We start from the raw sequence: 14,210 nt of genomic DNA on the forward strand, positions 1-14,210 counted from the left end.
CCTAGGTTGGTCCAGTGGAGCAACACAGGACGCGACCCCGGCAGTACCGACCGCCGCGCGGCAGGCCGCCGCTGCCCGCGCAGGCGCAGCGCCGTCCGGCGGCGGTACGGCGGCCCGCACCCCCGCCCGCCCCGGCCCGTCCGACGGTACGGCGGCTGCCGAATCCGCGGCTGACCGGGCTGGGCGGCGGTCTGTTCTGCGGGGCTGTGATGGTCGTGCTCGGGTGGCTCGACCAGGTGCTGTTCGGGGCGTCGCTGACCGTGTACGGGGTGCTGTTCCTGCCGGTGTGCGCGCTGACCGCCTGCTGGATCCGGCGGGGGGATCTCGTGACGGCTCCCGTGGTGGTACCGATCGCATTCGCCGTGGGGCTGCTTCCCCTGGCGGACGAGGGCGGGGGGTTCCTCGGCAGCCTGATGGGCCTTTTCACGGCGCTCGCGACGCAGGCCGGGTGGCTCTACGGCGGGACGCTCGTCGCGGGGGTCATCGCGACGGTGCGGAAGATCCGCCTGATGAGCCGCCGGGCCGCCCAGCAACGCTCACGCGTCTGACCTGCCCCTTCACCGGTCGGCCCCGGGACCGGCTACTCCCCCTCGGCCGCCCGCATCGCCGCGCCCACGATCCCCGCGTTGTTCTGGAGCTGCGCCGGGACGATCTCCGCCCTGATGCCCTCGATGAGGTGCAGGAACTTCTGCGACTTGCGGCTGACGCCGCCGCCGATGATGAACAGCTCCGGCGAGAACAGCATCTCCACATGGTCGAGGTACTTCTGGACCCGGTGGGCCCAGTGCTCCCACGTCAGCTCCTCGTCGTCCTTGACCTTGCTGGAGGCGCGCTTCTCCGCGTCGTGGCCGTGCAGTTCCAGGTGGCCCAGTTCGGTGTTGGGGACGAGGGTGCCGTCGATGAACAGGGCGCTGCCGATGCCGGTGCCGAAGGTGAGCAGGATGACGGTGCCCCGGCGGCCCCGGCCCGCGCCGAAGTTCACCTCGGCGACGCCGGCCGCGTCCGCGTCGTTGACGACCGTCACCGGGAGGCCGCCCAGCCGGCTGCTGAACAACGCGCGCGCGTCGGTGTCGATCCAGCTCTTGTCGACGTTGGCGGCGGTGCGGATCGTGGAGCCGCCGGTGACGACGCCGGGGAAGGTGAGTCCGACGGGTCCCGTCCACCCGAAGTGATCGACGACCTGCTGCACGCCGTCGGCCACGCCCTCGGGGGTGGCCGGGCGCGGGGTGAGCACCTTGAAGCGCTCCTTGGCCAGGTCGCCCCTGTCCAGGTCCACCGGGGCGCCCTTGATCCCGGATCCACCGATGTCCACGCCGAAGATCTGCATGGCCCTACGTTACGACGGACGACTGACAGTCACTCTGCCGAGGGGCCCGGTCACTCCTCGGAGGCGCCGGAACCGCCGCGCTCGGCGACCAGAGCCTCGGCCTCCTCGCGCAGGTCGCGGCGCAGTTCCTTCGGCAGCGAGAAGGTGATGGACTCCTCGGCCGCCTTGACGAGCTCGACGTCCTCGAAGCCGCGCCGGGCCAGCCACTCCAGGACCTGCTCGACGAGCACCTCCGGCACCGAGGCACCCGAGGTCACGCCGACCGTGGACACCCCCTCCAGCCAGGCCTCGTCGATCTCGTCGGCGAAGTCCACGAGGTAGGCCTCGCGGGAGCCCGCCAGCTTGGCGACCTCGACGAGCCGCTTGGAGTTGGAGGAGTTGCGGGAGCCGACCACGATCACCAGCTCGGCCTCGGCGCCCATCTGCTTCACCGCGAGCTGACGGTTCTGCGTGGCGTAGCAGATGTCGTCGCTGGGCGGGGAGATCAGCTGGGGGAACTTCTCCTGGAGCGCGTCGACGGTCTCCATGGTCTCGTCGACGGAGAGCGTGGTCTGCGACAGCCACACGACCTTGGAGGGGTCGCGGACCTCGACCTTGGCGACATCGCCGGGCCCGTCGACGAGCTGGATGTGCTCGGGGGCCTCGCCGGAGGTGCCGATGACCTCCTCGTGGCCCTCGTGGCCGATCAGAAGGATGTCGTAGTCCTCGCCCGCGAAGCGGACGGCTTCCTTGTGGACCTTGGTGACCAGCGGGCAGGTCGCGTCGATGGTGGCGAGCCGGCCTTGCGCGGCCTCCTCGTGCACGACGGGAGCGACACCGTGGGCCGAGAACATGACGATGTTCCCCGGCGGGACCTCCTCGGTCCGTTCGACGAAGACGGCGCCCTTCTTCTCCAGGGTCTGCACGACGTACTTGTTGTGGACGATCTCGTGCCGGACATAGATCGGGGCCCCGTACTGCTCCAGGGCCTTCTCGACGGCGATCACGGCGCGGTCCACACCCGCGCAGTAGCCCCGGGGGGCGGCGAGCAGGACACGGCGGCCAGGCGAAGCAGTCATGCGAACCATCGTAAGGCCGCGTCCGGGGCGCCGAAGATCGCGCACCTGTCACGTTCCGGCAGGAGCGGCGACCGGTTCGGGCGCGCCGTGATGTCGGCGGCGGCCGTTACGCTCGCGGCATGGCTGTGAACACGTCCCCAGAAGCCCCCCTGCCCGTCGGTGAGGTGTCGCGGCTCATCGGGGGGTGGATCGACCGGCTCGGCGCGGTGTGGGTCGAGGGGCAGATCACCCAGCTGTCCCGGCGGCCGGGCGCGGGTGTGGTGTTCCTGACGCTGCGTGACCCGTCGTACGACATTTCGGTGAGCGTCACCTGCTACCGGCAGGTGTTCGACGCGGTCGCCGATGTGGTGAGCGAGGGTGCGCGGGTCGTCGTCCTCGCCAAGCCCGAGTGGTATGCCCCGCGCGGGCAGCTGTCCCTGCGGGCCGCCGAGATGCGGCCGGTGGGGGTCGGGGAACTCCTCGCGCGACTGGAGCAGCTGAAGAAGTCCCTCGCCGCGGAGGGGCTGTTCGCGCCCGAGCGGAAGAAGTCCCTGCCGTTCCTCCCGCAGCTCATCGGGCTGGTCTGCGGCCGCGCTTCCGCGGCGGAGCGGGACGTGCTGGAGAACGCGCGGCACCGCTGGCCCGCGGTCCGCTTCGAGGTGCGCAATGTCGCCGTGCAGGGTGTGCACGCCGTGCCGCAGGTCGTCCAGGCCGTCAAGGAGCTCGACGCCCTGGATGACGTGGACGTGATCGTCGTTGCGCGCGGGGGCGGGAGCGTGGAGGACCTGCTGCCGTTCTCCGACGAACAGCTGGTGCGGGCGGTCGCGGCCTGCCGTACGCCGGTCGTGTCCGCGATCGGGCACGAGCCGGACAACCCGCTCCTCGACCATGTGGCCGACCTGCGGGCCTCGACGCCCACGGACGCGGCGAAGAAGGTCGTACCGGACGTCGGGGAGGAGTACGAGCGGGTGCGGCTGCTGCGGGACCGCGCGCGGCGCTGCATGGTGGCGTTCGTGGACCGCGAGGAACGCGGGCTGGCCCAGGCGCTCGCCCGGCCCTCGATAGAGGATCCGCACCGGATGATCGACGAGCGGGCCGATCATGTCGCCTCGCTGCTCGACCGGGGGCGCCGCACGCTCGGCCATCTCCTCGACCGCGCCGACTCGGAGCTGACGCACACGCACGCGCGCGTGGTGGCCCTCTCCCCCGCGGCGACCCTGCAGCGGGGCTACGCGGTCCTGCAGAAGGCCGACGGCCACGTGGTCCGCGACCCGTCCGAGGTGGCGCCGGACGAGACGCTCCGGGCGCGGGTCGCCGAGGGTGAGTTCACTGTCCGGGTCGATCCATAAGGTGGGGGCATGAGCAGCAACGTGGACGAAGCGCTCGGGTACGAGCAGGCGCGGGACGAGTTGATCGAGGTCGTACGGCGACTGGAGGCCGGCGGTACGACGCTGGAGGAGTCGCTCGCCCTGTGGGAGCGGGGCGAGGAGCTGGCCAAGGTGTGCCGGACCTGGCTGGAGGGTGCGCGCAAGCGGCTCGACGCGGCGCTCGCGGAGGAGGAAAAGGACGGGGAGAACGGCTCCGAGCAGGGGCGGGACGGCCGGCCCGGATAACGACCACTAGAACCTAAGGTGATGCCGGGCGGCCCGAGCGCTGCCGGCGCGGGGGCCTTCCCGTGTCCGTCGTCCGTGTGCTCACGCCATCTTCAGCGCCCGTGCCATCTCGGTCAGCTGGGCGAACGACCCGGTGCCGGCCACGACCGTCGTCGCGCCCTTCTCCGTGAGCACCAGGGCGTCGTAGCGGCCGCCCGAGTAGCGCGTCCACGTCCGGCCGTCTATCCGCTGGGTCGTCTTCGTCGCCTCCGAGCCCTGGCTCGCCTCTTCGATGAACGCCGACCGCTTGCGGGCTGCCGACTGCTCGATCTGCACGTACTCGCCGTCGCGGGTGTGGAAGCCCAGATGCCAGGCGTCGGACTCGTCGCCGCGGAAGCGGACCGAGGTCGCCTTCCACTTCTGAGACAATCCTTCCGGCGCGGCCACCGGGTAGGACGCGGCCCGTCGTGCCGTCAGGAGCTCGACGCGGTAGTCGACCCGTTTGAGGTCGGGAGCGGAGTCGTCGTGCGGGACGAAGACATAGATGACTGCCGCCGCGATCCCGATCACGGCCAGGGAAAGGATCATGTCCCGGACCGTCTTCTGCTTACCGTTCGAACCTGCCACGCCCCTATCGTCGCAGGTACACCGCTCCGCTCATCCGTGGGGGCCACTGCTCATTTTGTCCGCCCGGCGATAGAGTCGAGCGCATACCCTCATCCGGCCGTCGTCGTATCAGAAAGGTGCGCTCCGATGACCGAGAATCATCATCTGCCGTCCGAGCTGGAAGTTCCCTCCGAAGCCCCCGACCGCAACCTCGCCCTGGAACTCGTCCGGGTGACCGAAGCCGCGGCGATGGCCGCCGGCCGCTGGGTCGGGCGTGGCGACAAGAACGGCGCCGACGGTGCCGCGGTCCGCGCCATGCGCACCCTCGTCTCCACCGTGTCGATGAACGGCGTGGTCGTCATCGGCGAGGGCGAGAAGGACGAGGCCCCGATGCTCTTCAACGGAGAGCGCGTCGGCGACGGAACCGGGCCCGAGTGCGACATCGCGGTCGACCCGATCGACGGCACCACACTGACCGCCAAGGGCATGCCGAACGCGATCGCGGTGCTGGCCGCCGCCGACCGCGGCTCGATGTTCGACCCGTCCGCGGTGTTCTACATGGACAAGCTGGTCACGGGCCCCGAGGCCGCCGACTTCGTCGACATCGACGCGCCCGTGGCCGTGAACATCCGCCGGATCGCCAAGGCCAAGCGGTCCGCGCCGGAGGACGTCACCGTCGTCATCCTCGACCGGCCGCGGCACCAGGGCCTCATCAAGGAGGTCCGGGAGGCCGGCGCACGCATCAAGCTCATCTCCGACGGCGATGTCGCCGGCTCGATCTACGCGCTGCGCGAGGGCACGGGCGTCGACCTGCTGCTCGGCGTCGGCGGCACGCCCGAGGGCATCATCTCGGCCTGCGCCGTGAAGTGCCTCGGCGGCACCATCCAGGGCAAGCTGTGGCCCAAGGACGACGAGGAGCGGCAGCGGGCGATCGACGCGGGGCACGACCTCGACCGCGTTCTGACCACGGACGACCTGGTGTCCGGCGAGAACGTCTTCTTCGTCGCCACCGGCATCACGGACGGGGAGCTGCTGAAGGGCGTGCGGTACCGGTCGGAGACGGCCACGACCGACTCGATCGTGATGCGGTCGAAGTCGGGGACGGTGCGCCGGATCAGCTCCGAGCATCGGCTCAGCAAGTTGCGGGCGTACAGCGCGATCGACTTCGACCGCGCGAAGTAGACGCCTGGAAGTACTGGAAGTAGACGCCTGAGGGGCGGGGAGCTGCGGAGCGCAGGCGGCTGCGGGTCGTCTGTGGCTGGTCGTGCAGTTCCCCGTGCCCCACGGGTACGTCAACCGGCCGCTTCTCAGAGGTGACCCGGCGTGATAGAAGGTGGGGCGTCCCCGGTGCGGAGGGGGCGCCCCCTTCTGTGTCTGAACGGGCCGACTAGCCGGCCTTTGCTATGCGGTTCGTCGCTCGGGCGGCCTTCTGGAGTTCTACGTCACGGCGGCGTCGGCGGGCCAGGACCACACGGCGTTCCGCTGCGGTCAGGCCGCCCCAGACGCCGTACGGCTCGGGTTGCAGGAGTGCGTGCTCGCGGCATTCGACCATCACCGGGCAGCGCGCACAGACCCGCTTGGCCGCCTCCTCGCGGGAGAGCCGGGCGGCGGTGGGTTCCTTGGAAGGTGCGAAGAACAGGCCGGCCTCGTCGCGCCGGCACACCGCCTCGGTGTGCCACGGTGCGTCTTGGTCCCTGTCACGCACGGGCACCCGCTGGGCCGGCACGGCAGCTACCTGCAGGGACGAATGCGGCGGTTGCAGCACGGTCTACTCCTGACGACGGCTTCGCGAGCGAGAGACGATGCAGCAAGGCCTACCCGCTGTGCGCGTGCCTATGCACTGAGTTCCGAACCGCTGGGTTTCGTGGGATGTTGCGGCACACCGAGAGCACACCGCGAAGGGACCGCGGGTGAACCAATTCCCTTCGGAGAAGGTCGAATTCGCAACCGTCAACGATCCAGATGCTTGCGCATACCCCTGTCGACCTTGCGCTGGACGCGGTCGAGGATGTCCGCCACGAGCTTGCCCCGCTTGGGCCTGCCCTCGATGTTGCCGAGCACCGCCCAGCCGTCGACATAGACGACGGGAGCCTCGGGGTCGTCCGAATCCAGCGTGTCCACCTCGAAGTTGCCGAGGACACCGCCGCCGGTGCCGCGCAGCGAGATGTTCTCCGGGACGCGGACCTCGACGCTGCCGAAGACGGAGATCGCCTTGATCACGACCTGCTGGTACTCGAAGAGCGCCTCGCTCAGGTCGATCTCGACGCTGCCGAAGATCGCGTACGCGTGGATACGGCGGCCGGCGCGCCAGCGGCCCCTGCGGACGGCGCTGCTGAAGACGGCCACGACGTTGTCGTCGGCGTCGGCCGGCAGGGCCGCCGCGGGGCGGTTGGGGGCCGAGGCGAAGGCCGGCGCGGACCGGCGGTGGGCGGCCGGCAGGTCCCGTATGAAGACCTCCAGCTCGCCGACCGTCTTGGCGTGCAGCACCCCCTCGACGCGCTCGGCGTGCTCGTCGGCGGTCAGGCGGCCCTCGGCGAGGGCCTCACGGAGGATGTCCGCGATGCGGTCGCGGTCGGCGTCCGAGGCGCGGAGTTCGGAGACGGCGGGCGCGGTCTGCTTCTGAAGGTCCACGACAGCAGCGTACCCAAACGCGATAGATCGCGACTAGGGGGTGTCGCTTGGATCAGGCTGGCCGTGAGAAGCGGCGCCTTGCAGCCAAGCCGAGAAAAACGGGGTGTGGTGCGTGCAGCTGCAAGGCGGAGGAGGGCGTCAACGCGATGGGGGTCCCCCCGCTCGAGCGAAGTCGAGAGTGGGGGAGTTGGCAACCGACGACAACGCCGCAGATGTGCGCACCACACCCCGCGACGCCGGCATGATCCAAACGACACCCCCTAGGGGGGTGCGGGTGCCTGTGTGCGGGGAACTGAGCCTTACCTCACAGGTTCGCCGTCAGTGGCAGGTTCTACGCTGGTGGGCGCCCGCCAATGGAGGACGGGCAGCTGTCTGTCAAGTGAGGAATGGGCGACATGCCTGAGTTCGCGTACACCGATCTGCTCCCCATGGGAGAGGACACCACCCCGTACCGGCTGGTGACCTCCGAGGGTGTCTCCACCTTCGAGGCCGACGGGCGGACGTTCCTCAAGGTGGAGCCGGAGGCGCTGCGCAAGCTGGCCGAGGAGGCCGTCCACGACATCCAGCACTATCTGCGCCCGGCCCATCTGGCCCAGCTGCGCCGCATCATCGACGACCCCGAGGCGTCGAGCAACGACAAGTTCGTCGCCCTCGACCTGCTGAAGAATGCGAACATCGCGGCCGCGGGCGTGCTCCCGATGTGCCAGGACACCGGCACGGCGATCGTGATGGGCAAGCGCGGGCAGAACGTCCTCACCGAGGGGCGTGACGAGCAGGCCCTGTCCCGCGGTATCTACGACGCGTACACGAAGCTGAACCTGCGCTACTCGCAGATGGCTCCGCTCACCATGTGGGAGGAGAAGAACACCGGCTCCAACCTCCCGGCGCAGATCGAGCTGTACGCGGCGGACGGCGGCGCGTACAAGTTCCTGTTCATGGCCAAGGGCGGCGGCTCTGCCAACAAGTCGTTCCTCTACCAGGAGACGAAGGCCGTTCTGAACGAGGCCTCCATGATGAAGTTCCTGGAGGAGAAGATCCGTTCGCTGGGCACGGCCGCGTGTCCGCCGTACCACCTGGCGATCGTGGTGGGTGGCACGAGCGCCGAGTACGCCCTGAAGACCGCGAAGTACGCCTCCGCGCACTACCTCGACGAGATCCCCGCCGAGGGCTCGCCGCTCGGCCACGGCTTCCGGGACAAGGAGCTGGAGGAGAAGGTCTTCGAGCTGACGCAGAAGATCGGCATCGGCGCGCAGTTCGGCGGCAAGTACTTCTGCCACGACGTGCGCGTGGTGCGGCTGCCGCGGCACGGCGCGTCCTGCCCGGTCGCCATCGCCGTGTCCTGCTCGGCCGACCGTCAGGCGGTCGCGAAGATCACGGCGGAGGGTGTCTTCCTGGAACAGCTGGAGACCGACCCGGCGCGGTTCCTGCCGGACACGACGGACGCCCACCTCGACGAGGGCGACGTGGTGCGGATCGACCTCAACCAGCCGATGGACGACATCCTCGCCGAGCTGACCAAGTACCCGGTGAAGACCCGGCTCTCGCTCTCCGGCCCGCTGGTCGTGGCCCGGGACATCGCGCACGCCAAGATCAAGGAACGGCTGGACGCGGGTGAGGAGATGCCGCAGTACCTGAAGGACCACCCGGTGTACTACGCAGGTCCGGCGAAGACGCCCGAGGGGTATGCGTCGGGTTCGTTCGGTCCGACGACGGCCGGCCGCATGGACTCGTACGTCGAGCAGTTCCAGGCGGCGGGTGGCTCCAAGGTGATGCTGGCGAAGGGGAACCGCAGCAGGCAGGTCACCGACGCGTGTTCCGCCCACGGCGGTTTCTACCTCGGCTCCATCGGTGGTCCCGCCGCCCGTCTCGCGCAGGACTGCATCAAGAAGGTCGAGGTCGTCGAGTACGAGGAGCTCGGGATGGAGGCGGTCTGGAAGATCGAGGTCGAGGACTTCCCCGCGTTCGTCGTCGTCGACGACAAGGGCAACGACTTCTTCCAGGATCCGGCGCCGGCGCCGACGTTCACGTCGATTCCGGTGCGGGGGCCCGGGCTCGCGTAGGGCTCCGCCGGTTGGGGGGCTGGCCGACTGGCCGGGGGTGAGCTGGCCCGGCCTCCGGCCCCCGCGGCCCCAGGGGGCTCCGCCCCCCGGACCCCCGTTCGGCCTGAACGGCCTCGTCCTCAAACGCCGGACGGGCTGGAATTCCCGGACCCCCCGACGGCCCGCACAGCAGCGCCCTCAAGCACCGGACGGCTGGAATTCCCAGACCCCGCCGACCCGCACAGCCACACCCCCAACCCCGGACGAACCGGGTCCCCGCCCCCACCTCCCAACTGCTCACCCAGCCACGCCCCAAACACCCGACGGCCTGAAAGCCCTGCACCCGGGCGGAGCAGGGATCGGAACAACACCGCCCGTCCGATCGCTGTATCCGGCATGAGTGAATACCGGATCGAGCACGACTCCATGGGTGAGGTCCGCGTTCCGGCGGACGCCAAGTGGCGGGCGCAGACTCAGCGTGCCGTCGAGAACTTCCCCATCTCCGGGCAGCGCATCGAGCGTGCCCACATCGAGGCGCTGGCGCGGATCAAGGGTGCCGCCGCGAAGGTGAACGCCGAGCTCGGGGTGCTCGACAAGGACGTCGCCGAGGCGATCCAGGACGCGGCTGCGGAGGTCGCCGAGGGCGCGTGGGACGCCCACTTCCCCGTCGATGTGTTCCAGACGGGGTCGGGAACCTCGTCCAACATGAACACCAACGAGGTCATCGCCACCCTCGCGAGTGAACGGCTCGGCAGGGACGTACACCCGAACGATCACGTCAACGCCTCCCAGTCCTCCAACGACGTCTTCCCGTCGTCCCTCCACATCGCCGCCACCGCCGCCGTCACCCGCGATCTCGTTCCCGCCCTCGAACACCTGGCCGCCTCGCTGGAACGCAAGTCCGCGGAGTTCGCCGATGTGGTGAAGTCGGGGCGGACGCATCTCATGGACGCGACGCCGGTGACCCTCGGGCAGGAGTTCGGGGGGTACGCGGCGCAGGTGCGGTACGGGGTCGAGCGGCTGGCCGCCTCGCTCCCCCGGCTCGCCGAGCTGCCCCTCGGGGGCACCGCGGTCGGCACCGGCATCAACACGCCGCCCGGTTTCTCCGCCGCCGTCATCGAGGAGATCGCCCGTGTCACGGGGCTGCCGCTCACCGAGGCCCGCAACCATTTCGAGGCGCAGGGCGCGCGGGACGGGATCGTGGAGACGAGCGGGCAGCTGCGCACCATCGCCGTGGGGCTGACGAAAATCGCGAATGATCTGCGGTGGATGGCTTCCGGGCCGCGGACCGGTCTCGCCGAGATCTCCCTGCCCGACCTCCAGCCCGGATCCTCGATCATGCCGGGCAAGGTCAATCCCGTCATTCCGGAAGCCGTGCTGATGGTCGCCGCGCAGGTCACCGGCAATGACGCCGCGGTCGCCGCCGCGGGGGCCGCCGGCAACTTCGAGCTCAACGTCATGCTGCCCGTCATCGCGAGGAACGTCCTGGAGTCCGTCCGGCTGCTGGCCCAAGTCTCGCGGCTGCTCGCGGACCGGACGATCGACGGGATCGTCGCGCATCGGGAACGGGCTCGCGAGTACGCCGAGTCCTCGCCTTCCGTGGTCACCCCGCTCAACAAGTACATCGGATACGAGGAGGCCGCCAAGGTCGCCAAGAAGTCGCTGGCCGAGCGCAAGACGATCCGCCAGGTCGTCCTGGAGGGCGGGTATGTCGAACGCGGGGACCTGACGGTGGAACAGCTGGACGAGGCCCTGGATGTGCTGCGGATGACACACCCGTAACCGGACGAGCCCGATGACGGGCGTGTGAACCATGACCGGAAGCGCAGCGTCGTATGCCTATGGCACCTAATATCTGTCCATGGCAGGCGGTGGAGCGATGAGACGAGCGGAAGCGGGCGGGTCGGCGGCGCACTGGGAGCCCGGGAGTCAGATCCTGTGGCGGTACCGGGAGAACGCCGGCGCACGCTTCCATATCGCGCGCCCCGTGACCGTCGTACGGGACGACGACGAGATACTCGCCGTCTGGATGGCGCCCGGCACCGAGTGCGTCAAGCCCGCGCTCGCCGACGGCACGCCGCTGCACCAGGAACCGCTGGAGTCGCGCTACACCAAGCCCAGGACGGTGCAGCGCGACCGGTGGTTCGGCACCGGGGTGCTGAAACTGGCGCGCCCCGGTGAGCCGTGGTCGGTGTGGCTGTTCTGGGAGCCGGGCTGGCGGTTCAAGAACTGGTACGTGAACCTCGAACAGCCGCTGGCGCGTTGGCACGGCGGGGTCGACTCCGAGGACCACTTCCTGGACATCTCCGTCCACCCGGATCGCAGTTGGCACTGGCGGGACGAGGACGAGTTCGCGCAGGCCCAGCAGGACGGGCTGATGGACGCCCGGCTGGCCGCGCTGGTGCGGGAGGCGGGGCGGTCCGCGGTGGAGGTGATCCGCGCCTGGGGCCCGCCGTTCTCGGACGGCTGGCAGCACTGGCGTCCGGATCCGTCCTGGACGGTTCCCGCACTTCCGGAGGACTGGGACCGCACTCCCGTGCAGATGTCCTCATGAGACCCTTGATGCGCCCCCGGGCAAGAAACGTAGGATCGTCCTCCGCAAGGGGCACGCTGGGGCAACTTACCGCGCAGGCGCTGGGCTTGACCGATCGTCACCGAGGGGCGGCAGGACGTGAGCGAGGGGTACGAGGGCAACACCGGCAGGGGCCGCACACGGGGCCCCGGTTGCACAGGAACAGCCTCTGACCACGCGGGGATTCCGTTCCGGGGACACGTATTCCGGGTATCGGCATTCCTGCGGGACGAACTGCACGCGCGGCGCGCAGCCCCGGACGGACGGATTCGACACGCGTGACGGAGTACCCCACCTCGTTCGAGCGCCCCCAGCCGGGCGCCGACCCCGCGGACCCCCGCGGGGCGCTCCTGCGTTCCTCGGCGCCTCCCCCGGCGCCCGCCGGCGCGAGCGCCTTACCCGCACAGGGACGGACGGGAGAGACGCCGTCCAGGCCCGGCACGGGCACCACCGCACCGGGCACCACCACGCCGTGCGGCAACGGCAAGGACCCCTCGGGTGCGGTGGGCTCCGACGGCACCGGCCCCGAGCACTCCCAGCCCGCCACCGCCGAGACCGGTACCCACCGTCCGCGGCCGGTGCCGGAGGCCGAGGCCATCCCGGTGCAGCCGGCCGCCGACCAGGACCGGACGGCCGTGTCCCAGGCCGGCCAGGAGCGCCGTTCCGGACAGGGACTGCCGCCCGGGCGGCCCACGCCGATGCGGCGGGACGGGGACCGGCTGCGGTTCGTGGGCGCCGCGACCCGGCGGATCGCCCGCGGCATCGACCTCGACGAGATCGTGATGGGGCTGTGCCGGGCCACCGTGCCGACCTTCTCGGACGCGATCCTCGTCTATCTGCGCGACCCGCTGCCGGTCGGCGACGAGCGGCCCACCGGCCCGCTGGTGCTGCGGCTGCGCCGCACCGACCGGATCCCGGAGGAGCGGGACACCGACGGCGGGTTCACGCCCGCCGTCCAGCCGGAGCCCTCCGAACTGGACACCATCGGCACCGAACTGTGCGAGGTACGGCCCGGCAGCGCGCTCGCCGAGGTGCTGCGCGGGGTGCGGCCCGTCTTCACGGACACGCCCGCCGCCCGTGCCGCACTGCCCGAACTGCTGGGCGAAGGAAGCGAGTTCGTGGTGCCCGCCGAACAGCGCGCCATCCTCGCCCCGCTGCGCGGCCGGCGCCGGGTCATCGGCGCCGCGCTGTTCCTGCGCCGCCCGGAGCGCATCCCCTTCGAGGCCGACGACCTGCTGGTGGCCGCCCAGCTCGCCACACACAGCGCGCTCGGCATCGACAAGGCCGTGCTGTACGGACGTGAGGCGTACATCGCCGACGAGCTCCAGCGCACCATGCTGCCGGAGACGCTGCCACGGCCTACGGGCGTCCGGCTGGCGTCCCGCTATCTGCCGGCCGCCGAGACCGCGCGGGTCGGCGGGGACTGGTACGACGCGATTCCGCTGCCCGGCAGCCGGGTCGCCCTGGTCGTCGGCGACGTCATGGGCCACTCCATGACCTCCGCCGCGATCATGGGCCAGCTGCGGACGACGGCCCAGACCCTCGCCGGGCTCGACCTGCCGCCGCAGGAGGTCCTGCACCATCTCGACGAACAGGCCCAGCGCCTGGGCACCGACCGCATGGCGACCTGCCTGTACGCCGTCTACGACCCCGTCTCGCACCGCATCACCATCGCCAACGCCGGCCATCCCCCGCCGGTCCTGCTGCACCTGGGCGGTCGCGCCGAGGTGCTGCGGGTGCCGCCGGGCGCGCCGATCGGTGTGGGCGGTGTCGACTTCGAGGCCGTGGAGCTGGACGCGCCCGCGGGGGCGACCCTGCTCCTCTACACCGACGGGCTCGTCGAATCCCGCCTCCGGGACGTGTGGACGGGTATAGAGCAGCTGCGCGAGAAGCTCGCCGCGACCGCGCAGCTCACCGGCCCCGATCATCCGCCGCCGCTGGAAGCGCTGTGCGACGAGGTGCTCGACATGCTCGGGCCGGGCGACCGGGACGACGACATCGCGCTGCTCGCCGCCCGCTTCGACGGGATCGCGCCGAGCGACGTGGCGTACTGGTTCCTGGAGCCGGAGGACGCGGCCCCCGGCCGGGCCCGGCGCCTGGCCCGGCGCGCGCTGTCCCGCTGGGGTCTGGAGGAGCTCAGCGACTCCGTCGAGCTCCTGGTCAGCGAGGTCGTGACCAACGCCGTGCGCTATGCCTCCCGTCCGGTCACGCTGCGGCTGCTGCGCACGGATGTGCTGCGCTGCGAGGTCGGTGACGATGTGCCGCAGCTGCCTCGGCTGCGGCAGGCGCGGGCGACGGATGAGGGTGGGCGTGGGCTGTATCTGGTGAACAGGTTGGCTCGGCGGTGGGGCGCTACTCGGCTGAGTACGGGGAAGGTCGTCTGGTTCGAACTGAACCGGGGGTAGC

General features: G+C 70.6%; 13 protein-coding genes. 8 read left to right on the top strand and 5 right to left on the bottom strand.

The annotated features are described in order from the left end of the window. Positions 1-14 precede the first annotated feature (14 nt). Entirely contained in the window at positions 15-548 is a 534-nt protein-coding gene (locus F7R91_RS11460) for a DUF6542 domain-containing protein (RefSeq protein ID WP_150947257.1), read from the top strand. A gap of 32 nt (positions 549-580) precedes the next feature. Here the strand turns inward: F7R91_RS11460 and ppgK are convergent, their stop codons facing one another. Both ppgK and F7R91_RS11470 read right to left on the bottom strand, forming a co-directional pair. Further along, positions 581-1,327, bottom strand: a complete 747-nt coding sequence (ppgK, locus tag F7R91_RS11465; RefSeq protein WP_150947259.1) for a polyphosphate--glucose phosphotransferase — start codon at positions 1,325-1,327, stop codon at positions 581-583. A 50-nt stretch (positions 1,328-1,377) separates the two neighbouring features. Beyond that, positions 1,378-2,394, bottom strand: coding sequence for a 4-hydroxy-3-methylbut-2-enyl diphosphate reductase (locus F7R91_RS11470; RefSeq protein WP_150947261.1), 1,017 nt, complete (start codon positions 2,392-2,394; stop codon positions 1,378-1,380). A 110-nt stretch (positions 2,395-2,504) separates the two neighbouring features. On the opposite strand from F7R91_RS11470, the gene xseA reads away from it, so the two are divergent. Both xseA and F7R91_RS11480 read left to right on the top strand, forming a co-directional pair. Further along, positions 2,505-3,713: an exodeoxyribonuclease VII large subunit gene (gene xseA, locus F7R91_RS11475; RefSeq protein ID WP_150947263.1), complete on the top strand. Its 1,209-nt coding sequence runs from the start codon at positions 2,505-2,507 to the stop codon at positions 3,711-3,713. Positions 3,714-3,722: 9 nt separating this feature from the next. Further along, the gene (locus F7R91_RS11480; RefSeq protein ID WP_150947265.1) at positions 3,723-3,977 is read left to right on the top strand and encodes an exodeoxyribonuclease VII small subunit; all 255 of its coding nucleotides are present in this window, start codon (positions 3,723-3,725) and stop codon (positions 3,975-3,977) included. Between the two features lie 81 nt (positions 3,978-4,058). Here F7R91_RS11480 and F7R91_RS11485 read toward each other — a convergent pair whose 3' ends face one another. Next, positions 4,059-4,583, bottom strand: coding sequence for a DUF4245 domain-containing protein (locus tag F7R91_RS11485; RefSeq protein ID WP_150947267.1), 525 nt, complete (start codon positions 4,581-4,583; stop codon positions 4,059-4,061). Positions 4,584-4,709: 126 nt separating this feature from the next. Between F7R91_RS11485 and glpX the strand changes: the two genes are divergently transcribed. Continuing rightward, complete coding sequence (gene glpX, locus F7R91_RS11490; RefSeq protein ID WP_150947269.1) at positions 4,710-5,744, top strand: class II fructose-bisphosphatase; 1,035 nt, start codon at positions 4,710-4,712, stop codon at positions 5,742-5,744. A gap of 205 nt (positions 5,745-5,949) precedes the next feature. On the opposite strand, the gene F7R91_RS11495 is transcribed toward glpX, so the two are convergent. Next, entirely contained in the window at positions 5,950-6,327 is a 378-nt protein-coding gene (locus F7R91_RS11495; RefSeq protein WP_150947271.1) for a WhiB family transcriptional regulator, read from the bottom strand. Positions 6,328-6,512: 185 nt separating this feature from the next. Beyond that, positions 6,513-7,193: a DUF1707 SHOCT-like domain-containing protein gene (locus tag F7R91_RS11500; protein WP_150947273.1), complete on the bottom strand. Its 681-nt coding sequence runs from the start codon at positions 7,191-7,193 to the stop codon at positions 6,513-6,515. A 395-nt stretch (positions 7,194-7,588) separates the two neighbouring features. On the opposite strand from F7R91_RS11500, the gene F7R91_RS11510 reads away from it, so the two are divergent. The 4 genes from F7R91_RS11510 to F7R91_RS11530 all read left to right on the top strand — a co-directional run bounded on the left by F7R91_RS11510 (position 7,589) and on the right by F7R91_RS11530 (position 14,209). Beyond that, the gene (locus F7R91_RS11510; protein WP_191971444.1) at positions 7,589-9,253 is read left to right on the top strand and encodes a fumarate hydratase; all 1,665 of its coding nucleotides are present in this window, start codon (positions 7,589-7,591) and stop codon (positions 9,251-9,253) included. Between the two features lie 375 nt (positions 9,254-9,628). After that, a complete protein-coding gene (locus F7R91_RS11520) occupies positions 9,629-11,014 on the top strand; it encodes a class II fumarate hydratase (RefSeq protein ID WP_150947279.1) in 1,386 nt (461 codons plus the stop codon). Between the two features lie 79 nt (positions 11,015-11,093). Continuing rightward, positions 11,094-11,786 (top strand): cytidylyl-2-hydroxypropylphosphonate hydrolase, encoded by a 693-nt coding sequence (gene fomD, locus F7R91_RS11525; RefSeq protein ID WP_150947281.1) that lies wholly within the window; start codon positions 11,094-11,096, stop codon positions 11,784-11,786. Between the two features lie 296 nt (positions 11,787-12,082). Further along, a complete protein-coding gene (locus tag F7R91_RS11530) occupies positions 12,083-14,209 on the top strand; it encodes a SpoIIE family protein phosphatase (protein WP_150947283.1) in 2,127 nt (708 codons plus the stop codon). The last annotated feature ends 1 nt before the right edge of the window (position 14,210 follow it).

This window comes from Streptomyces luteolifulvus (assembly GCF_008806595.1).
Taxonomy (GTDB): Bacteria; Actinomycetota; Actinomycetes; order Streptomycetales; family Streptomycetaceae; genus Streptomyces; species Streptomyces luteolifulvus.